General features: G+C 52.0%; 10 protein-coding genes. 8 read left to right on the top strand and 2 right to left on the bottom strand.

Translation table 11 applies throughout. The annotated features are described in order from the left end of the window. Positions 1-337 precede the first annotated feature (337 nt). Complete coding sequence (yfaL, locus tag HGD79_RS23590) at positions 338-4090, top strand: AIDA-I family autotransporter adhesin YfaL/EhaC (protein ID WP_168848519.1); 3753 nt, start codon at positions 338-340, stop codon at positions 4088-4090. Positions 4091-4217: 127 nt separating this feature from the next. On the opposite strand, the gene ubiG is transcribed toward yfaL, so the two are convergent. After that, the gene (gene ubiG / locus HGD79_RS23595) at positions 4218-4940 is read right to left on the bottom strand and encodes a bifunctional 2-polyprenyl-6-hydroxyphenol methylase/3-demethylubiquinol 3-O-methyltransferase UbiG (protein WP_000990766.1); all 723 of its coding nucleotides are present in this window, start codon (positions 4938-4940) and stop codon (positions 4218-4220) included. Positions 4941-5086: 146 nt separating this feature from the next. On the opposite strand from ubiG, the gene gyrA reads away from it, so the two are divergent. From gyrA to rcsC, 7 genes are all read left to right on the top strand, one after another. After that, entirely contained in the window at positions 5087-7714 is a 2628-nt protein-coding gene (gene gyrA, locus HGD79_RS23600) for a DNA topoisomerase (ATP-hydrolyzing) subunit A (RefSeq protein ID WP_001281218.1), read from the top strand. A 148-nt stretch (positions 7715-7862) separates the two neighbouring features. Further along, positions 7863-9551 carry a DUF2138 domain-containing protein gene (locus HGD79_RS23605; protein ID WP_000012300.1) on the top strand — a complete coding sequence of 563 codons (1689 nt, stop codon included), beginning with the start codon at positions 7863-7865 and terminating at the stop codon, positions 9549-9551. Further along, the gene (locus HGD79_RS23610; RefSeq protein ID WP_021565336.1) at positions 9548-10171 is read left to right on the top strand and encodes a DUF1175 domain-containing protein; all 624 of its coding nucleotides are present in this window, start codon (positions 9548-9550) and stop codon (positions 10169-10171) included. The genes HGD79_RS23605 and HGD79_RS23610 overlap by 4 nt, the downstream gene beginning before the upstream one ends. Before the next feature lie 23 nt (positions 10172-10194). Further along, a complete protein-coding gene (locus HGD79_RS23615; RefSeq protein ID WP_211086009.1) occupies positions 10195-14706 on the top strand; it encodes an alpha-2-macroglobulin in 4512 nt (1503 codons plus the stop codon). Next, positions 14707-16356, top strand: coding sequence for a YfaQ family protein (locus HGD79_RS23620; protein WP_168848520.1), 1650 nt, complete (start codon positions 14707-14709; stop codon positions 16354-16356). It begins immediately after the preceding gene. Positions 16357-16360: 4 nt separating this feature from the next. After that, positions 16361-17137, top strand: coding sequence for a YfaP family protein (locus tag HGD79_RS23625; protein ID WP_001225866.1), 777 nt, complete (start codon positions 16361-16363; stop codon positions 17135-17137). A gap of 274 nt (positions 17138-17411) precedes the next feature. Further along, a complete protein-coding gene (rcsC, locus tag HGD79_RS23630; protein WP_000876014.1) occupies positions 17412-20261 on the top strand; it encodes a two-component system sensor histidine kinase RcsC in 2850 nt (949 codons plus the stop codon). 199 nt (positions 20262-20460) lie between these two features. Here the strand turns inward: rcsC and rcsB are convergent, their stop codons facing one another. Then, the gene (gene rcsB, locus HGD79_RS23635) at positions 20461-21111 is read right to left on the bottom strand and encodes a response regulator transcription factor RcsB (protein WP_001061917.1); all 651 of its coding nucleotides are present in this window, start codon (positions 21109-21111) and stop codon (positions 20461-20463) included. Positions 21112-21120: the final 9 nt, after the last annotated feature.

Below are 21120 nucleotides of genomic sequence, written 5' to 3' on the forward strand. Positions count from 1 at the left end.
CACATAATCTGATGTATCAGTTGTGGTCAATATATAAACGAATGTAAGCGATTGTTGATGTCGAAATGGTTGTTTTCTATTCGGTTATTGTTAAATGCGAAGCCATTTTGTTAATTTACCTTATATTATAAGAAAATTATTCATTACTTTAATTTAGTTTAAATATAACTGGTATCCCTTAAGGTTATTAACTTGAATTATGACGCACTGATATTATTCATCAAATAATAACAAAATAGCCATTGCATCGGGTTGGACAATTTACAAAAGAAAGATAACCCATATTGTATAATGCGTTTAAATATGCCGTCTTATATAAAATGATGGTCAGATTAATATGCGGATTATCTTTCTACGCAAGGAGTATTTATCTCTACTCCCGTCAATGATTGCATCTCTTTTCTCTGCTAACGGTGTCGCGGCGGCCATTGATTTATGCCAGGGATATGATATCAAAGCGAGTTGTCACGCCAGCAGGCAAAGCCTTTCAGGCATTACGCAGGACTGGAGTGTCGCCGATGGGCAATGGCTGGTTTTTTCGGATATGACCAATAACGCCAGCGGAGGAGCCGTATTTTTGCAACAAGGAGCGGAATTTTCACTATTACCAGAAAATGAAACTGGAATGACTTTGTTTGCCAATAACACCGTTACAGGAGAATATAATAACGGCGGGGCCATATTTGCTAAAGAAAACTCAACGCTGAATCTTACTGATGTTATTTTTTCCGGTAACGTCGCAGGCGGCTATGGTGGCGCAATCTATTCTTCTGGTACTAACGATACTGGTGCCGTCGATTTACGTGTCACTAACGCCATGTTTCGCAATAACATCGCTAATGATGGCAAAGGTGGCGCAATTTATACCATTAATAATGACGTTTATTTAAGTGATGTTATTTTTGATAACAACCAGGTATATACATCAACAAGTTACAGTGATGGCGATGGCGGGGCAATCGATGTTACCGATAATAATAGCGACAGCAAGCATCCTTCAGGTTATACGATAATAAATAACACCGCCTTTACAAATAACACTGCCGAAGGTTATGGCGGGGCGATATATACCAATAGCGCGACGGCTCCCTATCTTATTGATATTTCTGTTGATGACAGCTACAGCCAGAACGGCGGCGTGTTAGTGGATGAGAACAACAGCGCAGCAGGCTATGGAGATGGTCCTTCCACTGCGGCGGGTGGCTTTATGTATCTCGACTTAAGTGAAGTTACCTTTGATATTGCCGACGGAAAAACGCTGGTTATTGGCAATACAGAGAATGACGGAGCTGTTGACTCTATTGCTGGTACCGGGTTGATCACCAAAACAGGTTCCGGCGATCTGGTACTTAATGCAGATAACAATGACTTTACTGGTGAGATGCAGATTGAAAACGGTGAAGTTACCCTGGGTCGCAGCAACTCACTGATGAATGTCGGCGATACGCATTGCCAGGATGATCCGCAAGACTGCTACGGTCTGACGATAGGGAGTATTGATAAGTACCAGAATCAGGCAGAGCTAAACGTTGGCTCCACCCAACAAACCTTTGTGCACTCATTGACGGGCTTTCAGAATGGCACTTTAAATATCGATGCTGGTGGCAATGTTACTGTTAATCAAGGTAGTTTTGCTGGCACCATCGAAGGTGCTGGTCAGCTCACCATTGCGCAAAACGGCAGCTACGTGCTGTCGGGGGCGCAGTCGATGGCGCTAACCGGCGATATAGTCGTTGATGATGGTGCGGTGCTTTCGCTGGAAGGCGACGCGGCAGATCTCGCCGCTCTCCAGGACGATCCGCAGTCGATCGTGTTAAACGGCGGTGTGCTCGATCTCTCTGATTTCTCCACCTGGCAGAGTGGCACATCATACAACGATGGCCTTGAAGTCAGCGGCAGCAGCGGAACGGTTATCGGCAGTCAGGATGTGGTAGATCTTGCAGGTGGAAACGATATGCATATCGGCGGTGACGGGAAAGATGGCGTCTACGTGGTGGTCGATGCGGGCGACGGGCAGGTAAGTCTGGCAAACAATAATAGTTATTTGGGCACAACACAAATCGCCTCCGGTACGCTGGAGGTGAGCGACAACTCGCAGCTTGGAGATACCCACTATAACCGCCAGGTTATCTTTACCGATAAGCAACAAGAAAGCGTGATGGAGATTACTGCCAATGTCGATACTCGCTCTACGACGACTGAGCATGGGCGTGATATTGAAATGCGCGCCGACGGTGAAGTGGCAGTTGATGCGGGGGTAGACACGCAGTGGGGCGCACTGATGGCTGACAGCAGCGGGCAGCATCAGGATGAGGGTAGCACATTTACTAAAACGGGGGCGGGTACGCTGGAGCTGACCGCCAGCGGTACAACGCAGTCGGCAGTACGTGTCGAAGAAGGCACCCTGAAAGGCGATGTTGCGGATATCTTTCCTTATGCTTCGTCACTGTGGGTCGGTGATGGGGCGACGTTCGTTACTGGCGCGGATCAGGATATTCAGTCTATCGATGCTACTTCCAGCGGCACTATCGATATCAGCGATGGTACGGTTTTGCGTCTGACCGGGCAGGATACTTCCGTCGCCCTTAATGCCTCATTGTTTAACGGCGATGGGACGCTGGTGAATGCTACCGATGGCGTGACGTTGACAGGTGAGCTTAATACCAACCTTGAAACTGACAGCCTGACCTATCTTGCCGACGTGACGGTTAATGGTGATCTGACCAATACGTCCGGTGCGGTTAGCCTGCAAAATGGCGTCGCTGGCGATACGCTGACGGTAAACGGTGATTATACCGGCGGCGGTACGCTACTGTTCGACAGCGAATTAAACGGCGATGACTCGGTAAGCGATCAATTGGTGATGAACGGTAATACTGCTGGCAACACAACTGTGGTGGTTAACTCCATTACAGGGATTGGTGAGCCGACATCGACAGGCATTAAAGTGGTTGATTTCGCAGCTGATCCCACGCAGTTTCAAAACAATGCACAGTTCAGTCTGGCTGGCAGTGGCTACGTCAACATGGGAGCGTATGACTACACGCTAGTGGAAGATAACAACGACTGGTATCTGCGATCGCAAGAAGTAACGCCGCCATCGCCACCTGATCCAGACCCTGACCCAACACCCGATCCTGACCCAACACCCGATCCTGACCCAACACCCGATCCAATCCCCGCTTACCAGCCGGTGCTGAATGCCAAAGTTGGCGGTTATCTCAATAATCTGCGGGCGGCAAATCAGGCGTTTATGATGGAGCGACGCGATCATGCAGGTGGCAATGGTCAGACGCTGAATTTACGTGTTATCGGCGGACGTTATCATTACACGGCGGCAGGGCAACTGGCTCAGCATGAAGACACTTCTACGGTGCAGCTTAGCGGTGACCTGTTTAGCGGGCGCTGGGGCGATGATGGCGAGTGGATGCTTGGGGCGGTTGGTGGCTACAGTGATAATCAGGGCGAGAGCCGCTCGAATATGACCGGAACTCGCGCCGATAACCAGAACCACGGTTATGCCGTTGGGCTGACCTCAAGCTGGTATCAGCACGGTAATCAGAAGCAGGGGGCCTGGCTGGATAGCTGGCTGCAATACGCGTGGTTTAACAATGATGTTTCCGAACAAGACGATGGCACAGATCATTACCACTCGTCGGGGATTATCGCCTCGCTGGAAGCCGGGTATCAGTGGTTACCGGGGCGTGGTGTGGTGATTGAACCGCAGGCGCAGGTGATTTATCAGGGCGTGCAGCAGGATGATTTTACCGCCGCTAACCATGCGCGCGTGTCACAATCGCAGGGGGATGATATTCAGACGCGGCTGGGTTTACACAGCGAATGGCGTACCGCGGTTGGTGTCACACCAACATTAGATCTGAATTATTATCACGATCCCCATGCGACGGAAATTGAAGAAGATGGCAGCACTATCAGTGACGATGCGGTGAAGCGACGGGGTGAAATAAAAGTGGGAGTCACGGGCAATATCAGTCAGCGAGTGTCCCTGCGCGGCAGCGTGGCGTGGCAGAAAGGGAGTGATGATTTTGCCCAGACGGCAGGGTTTTTGTCGATGACGGTGAAATGGTAATCACTGTCTAGTCGGCACGGTTGCCGGATGCGGCGTAAACGCCTTATCCGGCCTACGGGGAGCATTTGTAGGCCTGATAAGACGCGGCAAGCGTCGCATCAGGCATTGGCTCGGCCAAACAACAACCTCACTTATTCTGCGTGTGCAGCATATAGTTCACATCCACGCCGGGGCCGAGTTTAAAAGTATTAGTGAGCGGGTTGTAATGTAGCCCGGTTATATGTCGCTCTTTAAGGCTTGTCTGATCTACCCAGCCAAGCAGTTCTGCCGGTTTAATAAACTTCTTCACATCATGCGTGCCTTTGGGCACCATGCGCAAAATATATTCCGCGCCAACCACCGCCATCAGCCATGACTTGCCGTTGCGGTTAAGCGTCGAGAAAAAGACATCGCCGCCCGGTTTCACCAGTTGCGCACAGGCTCTGACCACTGACTGCGGATCGGGGACGTGCTCCAGCATCTCCATGCAGGTCACCACATCATACTGCCCGGCATGTTTTGCCGCGTGCTCTTCCACGGTTTCCTGCACGTAATCCACCTGAATGCCGCTTTCCAGTGCGTGCAGTTTTGCCACCTGCAATGGCTCAAAGCCCATATCCAGACCGGTCACCGTCGCGCCTTCGCGCGCCATACTCTCGGCCAGAATGCCGCCGCCACAACCGACATCGAGCACCTTTTTGCCAAATAAACCGCCAGCACGCTCGGCAATATAGCCCAGACGCAGCGGGTTAATGCGGTGCAGCGGTTTGAACTCACCTTCCAGATCCCACCAGCGGGAGGCGACGGCTTCAAATTTAGCGATCTCTTCGTGGTCTACGTTATGGTTTACCGGCGATTTTTCGGCATTCATTAGCACTTCTACTCCGTAATTGGCAAGACAAACGAGTATATCAGGCATTGGATGTGAATAAAGCGTATAGGTTTACCTCAAACTGCGCGGCTGTGTTATAATTTGCGACCTTTGAATCCGGGATACAGTAGAGGGATAGCGGTTAGATGAGCGACCTTGCGAGAGAAATTACACCGGTCAACATTGAGGAAGAGCTGAAGAGCTCCTATCTGGATTATGCGATGTCGGTCATTGTTGGCCGTGCGCTGCCAGATGTCCGAGATGGCCTGAAGCCGGTACACCGTCGCGTACTTTACGCCATGAACGTACTAGGCAATGACTGGAACAAAGCCTATAAAAAATCTGCCCGTGTCGTTGGTGACGTAATCGGTAAATACCATCCCCATGGTGACTTGGCGGTTTATGACACGATCGTCCGTATGGCGCAGCCATTCTCGCTGCGTTACATGCTGGTAGACGGTCAGGGTAACTTCGGTTCCATCGACGGCGACTCTGCGGCGGCAATGCGTTATACGGAAATCCGTCTGGCGAAAATTGCCCATGAACTGATGGCCGATCTCGAAAAAGAGACGGTCGATTTCGTTGATAACTATGACGGCACGGAAAAAATTCCCGACGTCATGCCAACCAAAATTCCTAACCTGCTGGTGAACGGTTCTTCCGGTATCGCCGTAGGTATGGCAACCAACATCCCGCCGCACAACCTGACGGAAGTCATCAACGGTTGTCTGGCGTATATCGATGATGAAGACATCAGCATTGAAGGGCTGATGGAACACATCCCGGGGCCGGACTTCCCGACGGCGGCAATCATTAACGGTCGTCGCGGTATTGAAGAAGCTTACCGTACCGGTCGCGGCAAGGTGTATATCCGCGCTCGCGCAGAAGTGGAAGTTGACGCCAAAACCGGTCGTGAAACCATTATCGTCCACGAAATTCCGTATCAGGTAAACAAAGCGCGCCTGATCGAGAAGATTGCGGAACTGGTAAAAGAAAAACGCGTGGAAGGCATCAGCGCGCTGCGTGACGAGTCTGACAAAGACGGTATGCGCATCGTGATTGAAGTGAAACGCGATGCGGTCGGTGAAGTTGTGCTCAACAACCTCTACTCCCAGACCCAGTTGCAGGTTTCTTTCGGTATCAACATGGTGGCATTGCACCATGGTCAGCCGAAGATCATGAACCTGAAAGACATCATCGCGGCGTTTGTTCGTCACCGCCGTGAAGTGGTGACCCGTCGTACTATTTTCGAACTGCGTAAAGCTCGCGATCGTGCTCATATCCTTGAAGCATTAGCCGTGGCGCTGGCGAACATCGACCCGATCATCGAACTGATCCGTCATGCGCCGACGCCTGCAGAAGCGAAAACTGCGCTGGTTGCTAATCCGTGGCAGCTGGGCAACGTTGCCGCGATGCTCGAACGTGCTGGCGACGATGCTGCGCGTCCGGAATGGCTGGAGCCAGAGTTCGGCGTGCGTGATGGTCTGTACTACCTGACCGAACAGCAAGCTCAGGCGATTCTGGATCTGCGTTTGCAGAAACTGACCGGCCTTGAGCACGAAAAACTGCTCGACGAATACAAAGAGCTGCTGGATCAGATCGCGGAACTGTTGCGTATTCTTGGTAGCGCCGATCGTCTGATGGAAGTGATCCGTGAAGAGCTGGAGCTGGTTCGTGAACAGTTCGGTGACAAACGTCGTACTGAAATCACCGCCAACAGCGCAGACATCAACCTGGAAGATCTGATCACCCAGGAAGATGTGGTAGTGACGCTCTCTCACCAGGGCTACGTTAAGTATCAGCCGCTTTCTGAATACGAAGCGCAGCGTCGTGGCGGGAAAGGTAAATCTGCCGCACGTATTAAAGAAGAAGACTTTATCGACCGACTGCTGGTGGCGAACACTCACGACCATATTCTGTGCTTCTCCAGCCGTGGTCGCGTCTATTCGATGAAAGTTTATCAGTTGCCGGAAGCCACTCGTGGCGCGCGCGGTCGTCCGATCGTCAACCTGCTGCCGCTGGAGCAGGACGAACGTATCACTGCGATCCTGCCAGTGACCGAGTTTGAAGAAGGCGTGAAAGTCTTCATGGCGACCGCTAACGGTACCGTGAAGAAAACTGTCCTCACCGAGTTCAACCGTCTGCGTACCGCCGGTAAAGTGGCGATCAAACTGGTTGACGGCGATGAGCTGATCGGCGTTGACCTGACCAGCGGCGAAGACGAAGTAATGCTGTTCTCCGCTGAAGGTAAAGTGGTGCGCTTTAAAGAGTCTTCTGTCCGTGCGATGGGCTGCAACACCACCGGTGTTCGCGGTATTCGCTTAGGTGAAGGCGATAAAGTCGTCTCTCTGATCGTGCCTCGTGGCGATGGCGCAATCCTCACCGCAACGCAAAACGGTTACGGTAAACGTACCGCAGTGGCGGAATACCCAACCAAGTCGCGTGCGACGAAAGGGGTTATCTCCATCAAGGTTACCGAACGTAACGGTTTAGTTGTTGGCGCGGTACAGGTAGATGACTGCGACCAGATCATGATGATCACCGATGCCGGTACGCTGGTACGTACTCGCGTTTCGGAAATCAGCATCGTAGGCCGTAACACCCAGGGCGTGATCCTCATCCGTACTGCGGAAGATGAAAACGTAGTGGGTCTGCAACGTGTTGCTGAACCGGTTGACGAGGAAGATCTGGATACCATCGATGGCAGTGCCGCGGAAGGGGACGATGAAATCGCTCCGGAAGTGGACGTTGACGACGAGCCAGAAGAAGAATAATTTTACTTCTTCATGCCAAAAGGGAGCTATCTCCCTTGTTTGAATTGAAAAGTCCAGGCTGCAAAGTCTGGGCTTTTGTCGTATTAGGGCACGGTAAAGTTTGGCTGTGCCCGTAAAAAATGGCTGGCTATACACAAGGAATGTGGCAATGAGTGGTGAAAAAAAGGCGAAAGGCTGGCGGTTCTATGGTCTTGTAGGTTTTGGCGCAATAGCACTGCTTTCCGCTGGCGTCTGGGCGTTGCAATATGCTGGCAGTGGGCCAGAAAAAACGTTGTCGCCGCTGGTGGTGCACAACAATCTGCAAATCGATCTCAATGAGCCGGACCTCTTTCTCGACAGCGACTCTCTGAGCCAGCTTCCCAAAGATCTCCTCACCATTCCGTTTCTCCACGATGTTCTGAGCGAAGATTTCGTTTTCTATTATCAGAATCATGCCGATCGTCTGGGCATTGAAGGCAGCATTCGTCGTATTGTCTATGAACACGATCTCACGCTGAAAGATAAGCTCTTTTCGTCACTCTTAGATCAGCCCGCGCAGGCAGCGCTGTGGCACGATAAACAAGGCCATCTTTCACATTATATGGTGCTGATCCAGCGCAGTGGTTTAAGCAAACTGCTGGAGCCATTGTTGTTTGCCGCTACCAGCGACAGCCAGTTAAGCAAAACGGAAATCAGTAGCATCAAGATAAATAGTGAAACTGTTCCTGTTTATCAGTTGCGCTATAACGGCAATAACGCTCTGATGTTCGCGACATATCAGGACAAGATGCTAGTGTTTTCCAGCACGGATATGCTGTTTAAAGATGATCAGCAGGATACCGAAGCCACGGCGATCGCAGGTGATTTGTTGAGCGGCAAAAAACGCTGGCAAGCAAGCTTTGGCCTGGAAGAGCGTGCTGCTGAAAAAACGCCAGTACGCCAGCGCATCGTGGTCAGCGCCAGGTTGCTGGGTTTTGGCTACCAGCGGTTAATGCCTTCTTTTGCTGGCGTACGCTTCGAAATGGGTAACGACGGCTGGCACAGTTTTGTGGCGTTAAATGATGAATCCGCCAGCGTAGATACCAGTTTCGATTTTACGCCGGTCTGGAACAGTATGCCTGCCGGGGCCAGCTTCTGTGTGGTGGTGCCGTATTCACACGGTATTGCCGAAGAGATGCTTTCGCACATCAGCCAGGAAAACGACAAGCTGAATGGGGCGTTAGACGGTGCCGCGGGGCTGTGCTGGTATGAAGACTCAAAATTGCAAACCCCGCTGTTTGTCGGTCAGTTTGATGGCACTGCCGAACAGGCGCAATTGCCAGGGAAACTGTTTACGCAAAATATTGGTGCGCACGAAAGCAAAGCGCCAGAAGGTGTTTTGCCGATAAGCCAGACTCAGCAGGGCGAAGCGCAAATCTGGCGTCGCGAAGTGAGTTCCCGATACGGTCAGTATCCGAAAGCGCAGGCGGCGCAACCCGATCAATTAATGTCGGATTATTTTTTCCGCGTGTCGCTGGCGATGCAAAACAAAACGCTGCTTTTCTCCCTCGATGACACGCTGGTTAATAACGCCCTGCAAACACTGAATAAAAACCGCCCGGCAATGGTGGATGTAATACCCACTGATGGCATCGTTCCACTCTATATCAATCCACAAGGCGTGGCGAAACTGCTGCGTAACGAAACGTTGACCAGTCTGCCGAAGAATCTCGAACCGGTTTTTTATAACGCCGCACAAACTTTATTAATGCCGAAGCTGGACGCTTTATCTCAACAACCGCGTTATGTCATGAAGTTGGCCCAGATGGAACCCGGTGCCGCCTGGCAGTGGCTACCCATAACCTGGCAGCCGCTATGAGGCACGGGCTGCTGGCGCTGATTTGCTGGCTGTGTTGTGTTGTTGCCCATAGCGAAATGCTGAATGTCGAACAATCCGGGCTGTTTCGCGCCTGGTTTGTACGCATTGCACAAGAACAGCTCCGCCAGGGGCCAAGTCCACGCTGGTATCAGCAGGATTGTGCGGGCCTGGTGCGATTTGCGGCGAACGAGACGCTGAAAGTTCACGATAGTAAATGGCTAAAAAGTAACGGTTTCTCTAGCCAGTATTTGCCGCCAGAGATGACGCTAACATCTGGACAGCGTCAACTGGCGCAAAACTGGAATCAGGGGAACGGGAAAACCGGCCCCTACGTGACCGCGATTAATTTGATTCAGTACAACAGCCAGTTTATTGGCCAGGACATAAACCAGGCGCTGCCTGGCGATATGATTTTTTTCGATCAGGGCGATGCCCAGCACTTAATGGTCTGGATGGGGCGTTACGTCATCTACCACACCGGAAGCGCCACGAAAACTGACAACGGAATGCGCGCAGTCAGTCTGCAACAACTTATGACATGGAAGGACACCCGATGGATACCCAACGATTCCAATCCCAATTTCATTGGCATTTATCGTTTAAATTTTCTGGCGCGATAGCAGCGTGCTTGTCCCTGTCTCTTGTGGGAACAGGGCTTGCTAATGCTGATGATTCGCTTCCTTCCAGTAACTATGCGCCGCCCGCCGGGGGAACATTCTTTTTGCTTGCTGACAGCAGTTTTAGCAGCAGTGAAGAGGCGAAAGTGCGACTGGAAGCGCCGGGGCGTGATTATCGGCGCTATCAGATGGAAGAGTACGGCGGCGTGGACGTTCGCCTGTATCGTATTCCTGACCCGATGGCATTTTTGCGCCAGCAGAAAAACCTGCATCGCATTGTGGTGCAACCGCAATATCTGGGCGACGGGCTGAACAATACGCTGACCTGGCTGTGGGATAACTGGTACGGCAAATCTCGCCGCGTAATGCAGCGTACTTTCTCTTCTCAGTCACGGCAGAATGTGACTCAGGCATTACCCGAATTACATCTCGGCAATGCCATTATTAAACCTTCCCGTTATGTACAGAACAACCAGTTTTCCCCGCTGAAAAAATATCCCTTGGTGGAACAGTTCCGTTATCCACTATGGCAGGCTAAACCGGTCGAGCCGCAGCAAGGGGTAAAACTGGAAGGCGCATCCAGCAATTTCATCTCGCCGCAGCCGGGTAACATTTATATTCCTCTCGGCCAACAAGAGCCGGGACTGTACCTCGTCGAGGCGATGGTTGGTGGGTATCGGGCGACGACGGTGGTGTTTGTTTCCGATACCGTGGCGCTTAGCAAAGTGTCAGGCAACGAGCTTCTGGTGTGGACCGCGGGTAAAAAACAGGGTGAAGCGAAGCCCGGCTCAGAGATCTTGTGGACTGACGGTCTTGGCGTGATGACCCGCGGTGTGACCGATGACAGCGGTACCTTGCAGTTACAACATATATCGCCAGAACGCTCATACATTCTGGGTAAGGATGCTGAAGGCGGCGTTTTTGTCTCCGAGAACTTCTTTTACGAAAGTGAAATCTACAACACCCGCTTGTATATCTTTACCGATCGCCCGCTATATCGCGCAGGCGATCGTGTCGATGTTAAAGTGATGGGCCGCGAGTTCCACGATCCGTTGCATTCATCCCCCATCGTCAGCGCCCCGGCGAAGCTTTCGGTGCTGGACGCCAACGGCAGTCTGTTGCAAACCGTCAATGTCACGCTGGATGCGCGCAATGGTGGGCAGGGAAGTTTCCGCCTGCCAGAAAATGCCGTTGCCGGAGGTTATGAGTTACGTCTTGCTTACCGCAATCAGGTCTATAGCAGCAGTTTTCGCGTGGCAAACTACATCAAGCCACATTTCGAGATTGGTTTAGCTCTCGACAAAAAAGAGTTCAAAACTGGCGAAGCGGTCAGCGGCAAACTGCAACTGCTCTACCCGGATGGCGAGCCGGTAAAAAATGCCCGCGTGCAGTTAAGTTTGCGCGCTCAGCAATTATCAATGGTCGGTAACGATTTGCGTTATGCCGGACGTTTCCCCGTGTCGCTGGAAGGCAGCGAAACGGTGTCCGACGCCAGCGGTCATGTGGCGTTAAATCTCCCCGCCGCCGATAAACCGAGCCGTTATTTGTTAACCGTCTCCGCCAGTGACGGCGCGGCGTATCGTGTCACCACCAAAGAGATCCTCATTGAACGCGGTCTGGCGCATTACTCATTAAGTACTGCCGCACAATACAGTAATAGCGGCGAGTCGGTTGTGTTCCGTTATGCCGCGCTGGAATCTTCAAAACAGGTTCCTGTTACGTATGAATGGTTGCGTCTCGAAGACCGCACGAGCCATAGCGGAGAGCTACCGTCAGGCGGCAAATCCTTTACCGTCAATTTCGCTAAACCTGGCAACTACAATCTGACATTACGCGATAAAGACGGCTTAATTCTCGCTGGGTTAAGTTATGCCGTCAGCGGTAAGGGCAGCACGGCGCATACGGGTACGGTAGATATCGTGGCGGATAAAACGCTGTACCAGCCAGGCGAAACCGCGAAGATGCTGATTACCTTTCCGGAGCCAATTGATGAAGCATTATTGACGCTGGAACGCGATCGCGTGGAACAGCAGTCGCTGCTTTCGCATCCGGCAAACTGGCTAACGCTACAACGTTTAAACGATACCCAGTATGAAGCCCGGGTTCCAGTGAGCAATTCCTTTGCGCCTAACATCACTTTTTCGGTGCTGTATACCCGTAATGGTCAGTACAGTTTTCAGAACGCCGGGATCAAAGTTGCCGTTCCTCAGCTTGATATCCGGGTGAAAACGGACAAAACCCATTACCAGCCTGGTGAACTGGTCAATGTCGAATTAACCTCGTCGCTGAAAGGTAAACCTGTTTCTGCGCAGCTAACGGTAGGCGTGGTCGATGAAATGATCTACGCGCTGCAACCAGAAATCGCGCCGAATATCGGCAAATTTTTCTATCCGCTGGGGCGTAACAATGTGCGTACCAGCTCCAGTCTGTCGTTTATCAGCTACGACCAGGCGCTCTCCAGCGAGCCGGTTGCGCCTGGCGCAACTAACCGCAGCGAGCGGCGAGTAAAAATGCTTGAACGTCCACGGCGTGAAGAGGTGGATACCGCGGCATGGATGCCGTCACTCACAACCGATAAACAAGGCAAAGCGTATTTCACGTTCCTGATGCCTGATTCGTTAACCCGCTGGCGTATCACCGCGCGTGGGATGAACGGCGGCGGGCTGGTCGGGCAGGGGCGTGCTTATCTGCGTTCGGAAAAAAATCTCTACATGAAGTGGAGTATGCCAACGGTGTATCGCGTGGGCGACAAACCGGCGGCAGGACTGTTTATCTTCAGTCAGCAGGATAACGAACCGGTGGCGCTGGTGACGAAATTTGCAGGCGCTGAGATGCGCCAGGCGCTGACGCTGCACAAAGGGGCGAATTATATTTCGCTGGCGCAGAACATTCAGCAATCTGGCTTGTTAAGCGCAGAACTGCAACAAAATGGGCAAGTGCAGGACAGCATTAGCACAAAACTGTCTTTTGTGGATAACAGCTGGCCCGTTGAACAGCAGAAAAATGTCATGCTCGGCGGTGGCGAGAACGCGCTGATGTTGCCCGAGCAGGCTAGCAATATCCGGCTACAAAGTAGCGAAACGCCGCAGGAGATTTTCCGCAACAATCTTGATGCGTTAGTCGATGGACCATGGGGTGGCGTGATCAACACCGGTAGCCGTCTGATCCCGCTCAGTCTCGCCTGGCGTTCGCTTGCCGATCATCAAAGTGCCGCCGCTAACGACATTCGTCAGATGATTCAGGATAACCGTCTGCGGCTGATGCAACTGGCGGGGCCCGGAGCGCGCTTTACCTGGTGGGGTGAAGATGGCAATGGTGACGCCTTCCTTACGGCATGGGCATGGTACGCCGACTGGCAGGCCAGCCAGGCGATCGGCGTAACGCAACAACCGGAATACTGGCAGCATATGCTCGACAGCTACGCGGAGCAGGCAGATAACATGCCGTTATTGCATCGGGCGCTGGTGCTGGCGTGGGCACAGGAGATGAATCTGCCGTGCAAAACGTTGTTGAAAGGGTTGGATGAAGCTATCGCCCGGCGCGGAACTAAAGATGAAGATTTCTCTGAGGAAGACATCCGCGATATCAATGACAGCCTGATCCTCGATACACCGGAATCTCCACTGGCAGATGCGGTGGCAAACGTCTTAACCATGACGTTGCTGAAAAAAGCGCAGTTGAAGTCCACGGTGATGCCACAGGTTCAGCAATATGCGTGGGATAAAGCGGCAAACAGCAATCAGCCGCTGGCGCACACGGTTGTGCTGCTCAATAGCGGTGGTGACGCTACCCAGACGGCCGCTATTTTAAGTGGTTTGACCGCTGAGCAATCCACTATTGAGCGCGCGCTGGCCATGAACTGGCTGGCGAAATATATGGCGACAATGCCTCCAGTTGTTTTGCCTGCGCCTGCGGGCGCATGGGCTAAACATAAGTTAACTGGAGGGGGCGAAGACTGGCGTTGGGTTGGTCAGGGCGTGCCGGACATTCTCTCTTTTGGTGACGAATTATCGCCGCAAAATGTGCAGGTCCGCTGGCGTGAGCCGGCAAAAATGGCTCAACAAAGTAACATTCCGGTGACCGTTGAACGCCAGTTGTATCGGCTTATCCCTGGTGAAGAAGAGATGAGCTTTATTCTGCAACCGGTGACCAGCAATGAGATTGACAGCGATGCGCTGTATCTCGATGAAATTACGCTTACCAGCGAGCAGGATGCAGTTCTGCGCTATGGTCAGGTGGAAGTACCGCTCCCGCCGGGAGCCGACGTTGAGCGCACAACATGGGGCATTTCAGTCAATAAACCCAACGCCGCGAAACAGCAGGGGCAATTGCTGGAAAAAGCGCGTAATGAAATGGGCGAACTGGCCTATATGGTGCCGGTGAAAGAACTGACGGGAACGGTCACTTTCCGCCATTTGCTGCGCTTCTCGCAAAAAGGGCAATTCGTTCTGCCTCCTGCTCGTTATGTGCGTTCCTATGCACCTGCGCAGCAAAGTGTTGCGGCAGGGAGTGAATGGACCGGGATGCAGGTGAAATAAGTGAACTGGCGCAGAATCGTCTGGCTATTGGCGTTGGTTACTCTGCCAACGCTTGCGGAGGAGACGCCGTTACAACTGGTGCTGCGCGGTGCGCAGCACGATCAACTGTATCAGCTGTCGTCATCAGGCGTGACCAAAGTCTCAGCATTACCTGACTCGCTCACCACGCCGTTAGGGAGTTTGTGGAAACTGTATGTTTACGCCTGGCTGGAGGATACCCATCAACCGGAGCAGCCCTACCAGTGTCACGGAAACTCCCCGGAAGAGGTTTATTGTTGTCAGGCTGGGGAGAGCATAACGCGCGATACCGCGCTGGTACGTTCCTGTGGGCTCTATTTTGCGCCGCAGCGGTTGCATATTGGCGCAGATGTGTGGGGGCAATACTGGCAACAGCGTCAGGCACCTGCGTGGTTAGCGTCTCTTACAACGCTGAAGCCAGAAACCTCGGTAACGGTTAAATCGCTGCTCGATTCATTAGCGACGTTACCTGCGCAAAACAAAGCTCAGGAAGTCTTACTGGATGTGGTGCTGGACGAGGCGAAAATCGGTGTCGCATCCATGCTCGGTAGTCGGGTACGGGTGAAAACCTGGAGCTGGTTTGCCGATGATAAACAGGAAATCCGCCAGGGTGGTTTTGCTGGCTGGTTAACCGATGGTACACCGCTGTGGGTTACTGGCAGTGGCACCAGCAAAACGGTACTAACCCGTTATGCGACGGTGCTTAATCGGGTTTTGCCAGTGCCGACGCAGGTTGCCAGTGGGCAATGTGTAGAGGTGGAGCTGTTTGCCCGCTATCCGCTGAAGAAAATCACAGCGGAAAAGAGTACGACGGCAGTAAAACCCGGCGTACTTAATGGGCGCTATCGTGTGACGTTTACTAATGGTAACCACATTACGTTTGTCAGCCACGGTGAGACGACCTTACTGAGCGAAAAGGGCAAACTGAAATTGCAGTCGCATCTCGATCGTGAAGAGTACGTTGCCAGAGTTCTGGATCGCGAGGCGAAAAGTACGCCCCCTGAGGCAGCGAAAGCCATGACCGTGGCGATTCGCACTTTTTTACAGCAAAACGCCAATCAGGAAGGCGATTGCCTGACCATCCCCGACAGCAGCGCCACGCAGCGTGTTTCTGCTTCGCCAGCGACCACGGGGGCGCGAACGATGACCGCCTGGACGCAGGATCTCATCTATGCAGGCGATCCGGTTCATTATCATGGCAGTCGCGCTACCGAAGGGACACTTTCCTGGCGGCAAGCCACGGCCCAGGCGGGGCAGGGGGAGCGTTACGACCAGATACTCGCGTTTGCTTATCCCGACAACAGCCTTAGCCGCTGGGGAGCTCCACGCTCAACCTGCCAGTTATTACCCAAAGCGAAAGCCTGGCTGGCGAAAAAAATGCCGCAGTGGCGGCGTATATTACAAGGCGAGACGGGGTACAACGAACCAGACGTGTTTGCGGTCTGTCGTTTAGTCTCAGGTTTCCCCTATACCGATCGGCAGCAGAAACGGCTGTTTATTCGTAACTTCTTTACGCTTCAGGATCGGCTGGATTTAACCCATGAGTATCTGCACCTGGCCTTTGATGGTTATCCCACCGGGCTTGATGAGAACTATATCGAAACGCTGACCCGACAATTATTAATGGACTAATGCTATGCGAAAGATTTTTCTTCCGTTGTTACTGGTGGCACTTTCGCCTGTCGCTCACAGTGAAGGTGTGCAGGAAGTCGAGATTGACGCACCGCTCTCTGGCTGGCATCCGGCAGAGGGCGAAGATGCCAGTTTTTCACAATCGATCAATTACCCGGCGTCGTCCGTCAACATGGCAGATGATCAAAATATCTCAGCGCAGATCCGCGGCAAAATAAAGAATTATGCTGCGGCGGGTAAAGTTCAGCAGGGCCGGCTGGTGGTCAACGGTGCCAGTATGCCGCAGAGAGTTGAATCCGATGGTTCATTTGCACGCCCTTATATTTTCACTGAAGGCAGCAACAGCGTGCAGGTCATCAGCCCGGATGGGCAAAGCCGACAAAAAATGCAGTTTTACTCAATGCCGGGTACAGGAACGATTCGTGCACGTTTACGGCTGGTTCTCTCGTGGGATACGGACAATACCGATCTCGATCTCCATGTTGTCACGCCCGATGGCGAACACGCCTGGTACGGTAACACCGTGCTGAAAAACAGTGGTGCACTGGATATGGATGTCACGACGGGGTACGGACCCGAGATTTTCGCCATGCCAGCACCAGTTCACGGGCGCTATCAGGTGTATATCAACTACTATGGTGGGCGCAGCGAAACGGAATTGACGACCGCCCAACTGACGCTGATCACCGATGAAGGATCGGTCAATGAGAAACAGGAAACATTTATTGTACCGATGCGTAATGCTGGCGAGCTGACGCTGGTGAAAAGTTTTGACTGGTGATCCATCCCTTCACACAACCTGGCTCTCTCTTTTTTCAGATAAGACTGCTGGGCGATCTGCCGACGCCAGGATATAACCATTAACAAGCGTCGGCAGATTGGTCATTTCTTATTTTTCGTACTGAGAACTGTCCATCTACTCCGGCTTTCCTGGTTAAGGCAATGGTTTCTAAGCGATACGCATTATTGCAATGGTGACAGAACATTGCGGTAACACGCTTTTACCGCTACCTTAACCACACTCCATCGGTCACCTGAGGCGGAGCTTCGCCCCTTTGAAATACCTTGCTTCTTTTCGTACAACCCTGAAAGCCTCGCGCTACATGTTCAGAGCATTGGCGTTAGTGCTCTGGCTGTTGATTGCTTTTTCATCCGTTTTTTACATCGTTAATGCGTTACATCAGCGAGAATCGGAAATTCGTCAGGAATTTAATCTGAGTTCCGATCAGGCTCAGCGCTTTATTCAACGCACCTCTGATGTGATGAAAGAGCTGAAGTACATCGCCGAAAATCGCTTATCGGCAGAAAACGGTGTGCTTTCCCCGCGTGGACGAGAAACGCAGGCGGATGTGCCTGCGTTTGAACCGCTGTTTGCCGACTCCGATTGTTCCGCAATGAGTAACACCTGGCGAGGTTCTCTGGAGTCATTGGCGTGGTTTATGCGCTACTGGCGCGATAATTTTTCTGCGGCTTACGATCTCAACCGGGTATTTTTAATCGGCAGTGATAACCTCTGCATGGCCAATTTCGGTCTGCGTGATATGCCAGTGGAACGCGATACCGCGTTGAAAGCTTTGCATGAACGCATCAATAAATATCGAAATGCACCACAAGATGATAGCGGCAGTAACCTCTACTGGATCAGCGAAGGTCCGCGCCCTGGCGTCGGGTATTTTTACGCGTTGACGCCAGTTTATCTGGCGAACCGGTTGCAGGCGCTTTTGGGTGTCGAGCAGACCATCCGGATGGAGAACTTTTTCTTACCGGGTACGTTGCCGATGGGGGTTACCATTCTTGATGAAAATGGTCATACCCTGATTTCGCTTACCGGACCAGAAAGTAAAATTAAGGGCGATCCTCGCTGGATGCAGGAACGCTCCTGGTTTGGCTATACGGAAGGGTTCCGGGAGCTGGTGCTGAAGAAAAATCTGCCACCCTCATCGCTAAGCATCGTGTATTCGGTGCCGGTTGATAAGGTGCTGGAACGCATTCGCATGTTGATCCTTAACGCAATTTTGCTGAATGTGCTTGCCGGAGCTGCATTGTTTACTCTCGCGCGGATGTACGAGCGACGTATTTTCATTCCGGCGGAAAGCGACGCCCTGCGACTGGAAGAACATGAGCAGTTCAATCGCAAGATTGTCGCCTCCGCGCCAGTGGGTATCTGTATTTTGCGTACCGCTGATGGCGTCAATATTTTAAGTAACGAACTGGCGCATACCTATCTCAATATGCTTACGCATGAGGACCGCCAACGACTGACGCAAATTATCTGTGGGCAGCAGGTCAATTTTGTTGATGTCCTGACCAGCAACAATACCAATCTGCAAATCAGCTTCGTCCATTCGCGCTATCGTAATGAAAACGTGGCCATTTGTGTGCTGGTGGATGTTTCTTCGCGCGTGAAGATGGAAGAGTCGTTGCAGGAGATGGCACAAGCAGCGGAACAGGCGAGCCAGTCAAAATCGATGTTCCTTGCCACCGTCAGTCATGAGCTGCGAACGCCGCTGTATGGCATTATCGGTAACCTGGATCTGTTGCAAACCAAAGAGTTACCGAAAGGCGTCGATCGGCTGGTGACGGCAATGAACAACTCTTCCAGCCTGTTGTTGAAAATTATCAGCGATATTCTCGATTTCTCGAAGATTGAATCGGAACAGTTGAAGATCGAACCGCGTGAGTTTTCACCGCGTGAAGTGATGAACCACATCACCGCCAACTATTTACCGCTGGTGGTACGCAAGCAGTTAGGCTTGTACTGCTTTATTGAACCGGATGTGCCAGTGGCCTTAAATGGCGACCCGATGCGTTTACAGCAGGTCATCTCCAACCTGTTGAGTAACGCCATAAAATTCACCGATACCGGCTGTATAGTTTTGCATGTCCGCGCTGATGGCGATTATCTCTCTATCCGTGTTCGCGATACCGGCGTGGGGATTCCGGCGAAAGAAGTGGTGCGCTTGTTTGATCCCTTCTTCCAGGTCGGAACGGGCGTACAGCGAAACTTCCAGGGGACCGGTCTGGGTCTGGCGATTTGTGAAAAACTGATCAGCATGATGGACGGCGATATCTCGGTAGATTCAGAACCGGGAATGGGCAGCCAGTTTACCGTGCGTATTCCGTTGTACGGCGCTCAGTACCCGCAGAAAAAAGGCGTGGAAGGGTTGAGTGGTAAACGCTGCTGGCTGGCGGTCCGCAATGCGTCGCTCTGTCAGTTCCTGGAAACCAGTTTGCAGCGCAGCGGCATCGTCGTTACAACATACGAAGGGCAGGAACCGACTCCCGAAGATGTGTTAATTACTGACGAGGTAGTGAGTAAAAAATGGCAGGGTAGAGCGGTAGTGACCTTCTGTCGTCGCCATATTGGTATTCCGCTGGAGAAAGCGCCAGGGGAGTGGGTACACAGTGTGGCTGCCCCGCATGAGCTACCGGCATTGTTGGCGCGTATTTATTTGATCGAGATGGAGAGCGACGATCCTGCTAACGCTCTGCCGTCGACGGACAAAGCGGTCAGCGATAATGACGATATGATGATTCTGGTCGTGGATGATCATCCGATTAACCGACGTCTGCTGGCAGATCAGTTGGGATCGTTGGGCTATCAATGTAAAACCGCGAATGATGGTGTCGATGCGCTTAATGTACTTAGCAAGAATCATATTGATATCGTGCTTAGCGACGTCAACATGCCAAATATGGATGGTTACCGCTTGACGCAACGCATTCGTCAGTTGGGACTGACGTTGCCGGTAATCGGAGTAACTGCTAATGCGTTGGCTGAAGAGAAGCAGCGGTGTCTGGAGTCCGGTATGGACAGCTGCCTGTCGAAGCCGGTAACGCTGGATGTGATAAAACAGACGCTGACGGTATATGCCGAGAGGGTCAGGAAATCGCGGGAATCGTAGGACGGATAAGGTGTTTATGCCGCATCTGGCATTCAGTGCAAATGCCAGATGCGACGCTGACGCGTCTTATCTGGCCTACTTTAATGTAATCTGTTGAAATAATGGGAATCGTAGGCCGGATAAGGCGTTTACGCTGCATCCGGCAATCGGTGCAAATGCCAGATAAGACACTAACGCGTCTTATCTGGCCTACAGATGATTAGTCTTTATCTGCCGGACTTAAGGTCACAGAAGAGAGATAATTCAGCAGGGCGATATCGTTCTCGACACCCAGCTTCATCATCGCAGATTTCTTCTGGCTACTGATGGTTTTAATACTGCGGTTCAGCTTTTTAGCGATCTCGGTCACCAGGAAGCCTTCCGCAAACAGGCGCAGAACTTCACTCTCTTTTGGCGAGAGACGCTTGTCACCGTAACCACCAGCACTGATTTTTTCCAACAGGCGAGAAACGCTTTCCGGGGTAAATTTCTTCCCTTTCTGCAGCGCGGCGAGAGCTTTCGGCAGATCGGTCGGTGCACCTTGTTTCAGCACGATCCCTTCGATATCCAGATCCAATACCGCACTAAGAATCGCCGGGTTGTTGTTCATGGTCAGAACAATGATCGACAGGCTTGGGAAATGGCGCTTGATGTACTTGATTAAGGTAATGCCATCGCCGTACTTATCGCCAGGCATGGAGAGATCGGTAATCAACACATGCGCATCCAGTTTCGGCAGGTTGTTGATCAGTGCTGTAGAGTCTTCAAATTCGCCGACAACATTCACCCACTCAATTTGCTCAAGTGATTTGCGAATACCGAACAAGACTATCGGATGGTCATCGGCAATAATTACGTTCATATTGTTCATGTAATAGGC

The organism is Escherichia sp. SCLE84 (genome assembly GCF_012584495.1).
GTDB lineage: Bacteria > Pseudomonadota > Gammaproteobacteria > Enterobacterales > Enterobacteriaceae > ECMA0423.

Coding starts and splice junctions, on each gene's coding strand:
- yfaL (WP_168848519.1), top strand. CDS start 338: ATGCGGATTATCTTTCTACGCAAGGAGTATTTATCTCTACTCCCGTCA.
- ubiG (WP_000990766.1), bottom strand. CDS start 4,940: ATGAATGCCGAAAAATCGCCGGTAAACCATAACGTAGACCACGAAGAG.
- HGD79_RS23605 (WP_000012300.1), top strand. CDS start 7,863: ATGAGTGGTGAAAAAAAGGCGAAAGGCTGGCGGTTCTATGGTCTTGTA.
- HGD79_RS23610 (WP_021565336.1), top strand. CDS start 9,548: ATGAGGCACGGGCTGCTGGCGCTGATTTGCTGGCTGTGTTGTGTTGTT.
- gyrA (WP_001281218.1), top strand. CDS start 5,087: ATGAGCGACCTTGCGAGAGAAATTACACCGGTCAACATTGAGGAAGAG.
- HGD79_RS23625 (WP_001225866.1), top strand. CDS start 16,361: ATGCGAAAGATTTTTCTTCCGTTGTTACTGGTGGCACTTTCGCCTGTC.
- rcsB (WP_001061917.1), bottom strand. CDS start 21,111: ATGAACAATATGAACGTAATTATTGCCGATGACCATCCGATAGTCTTG.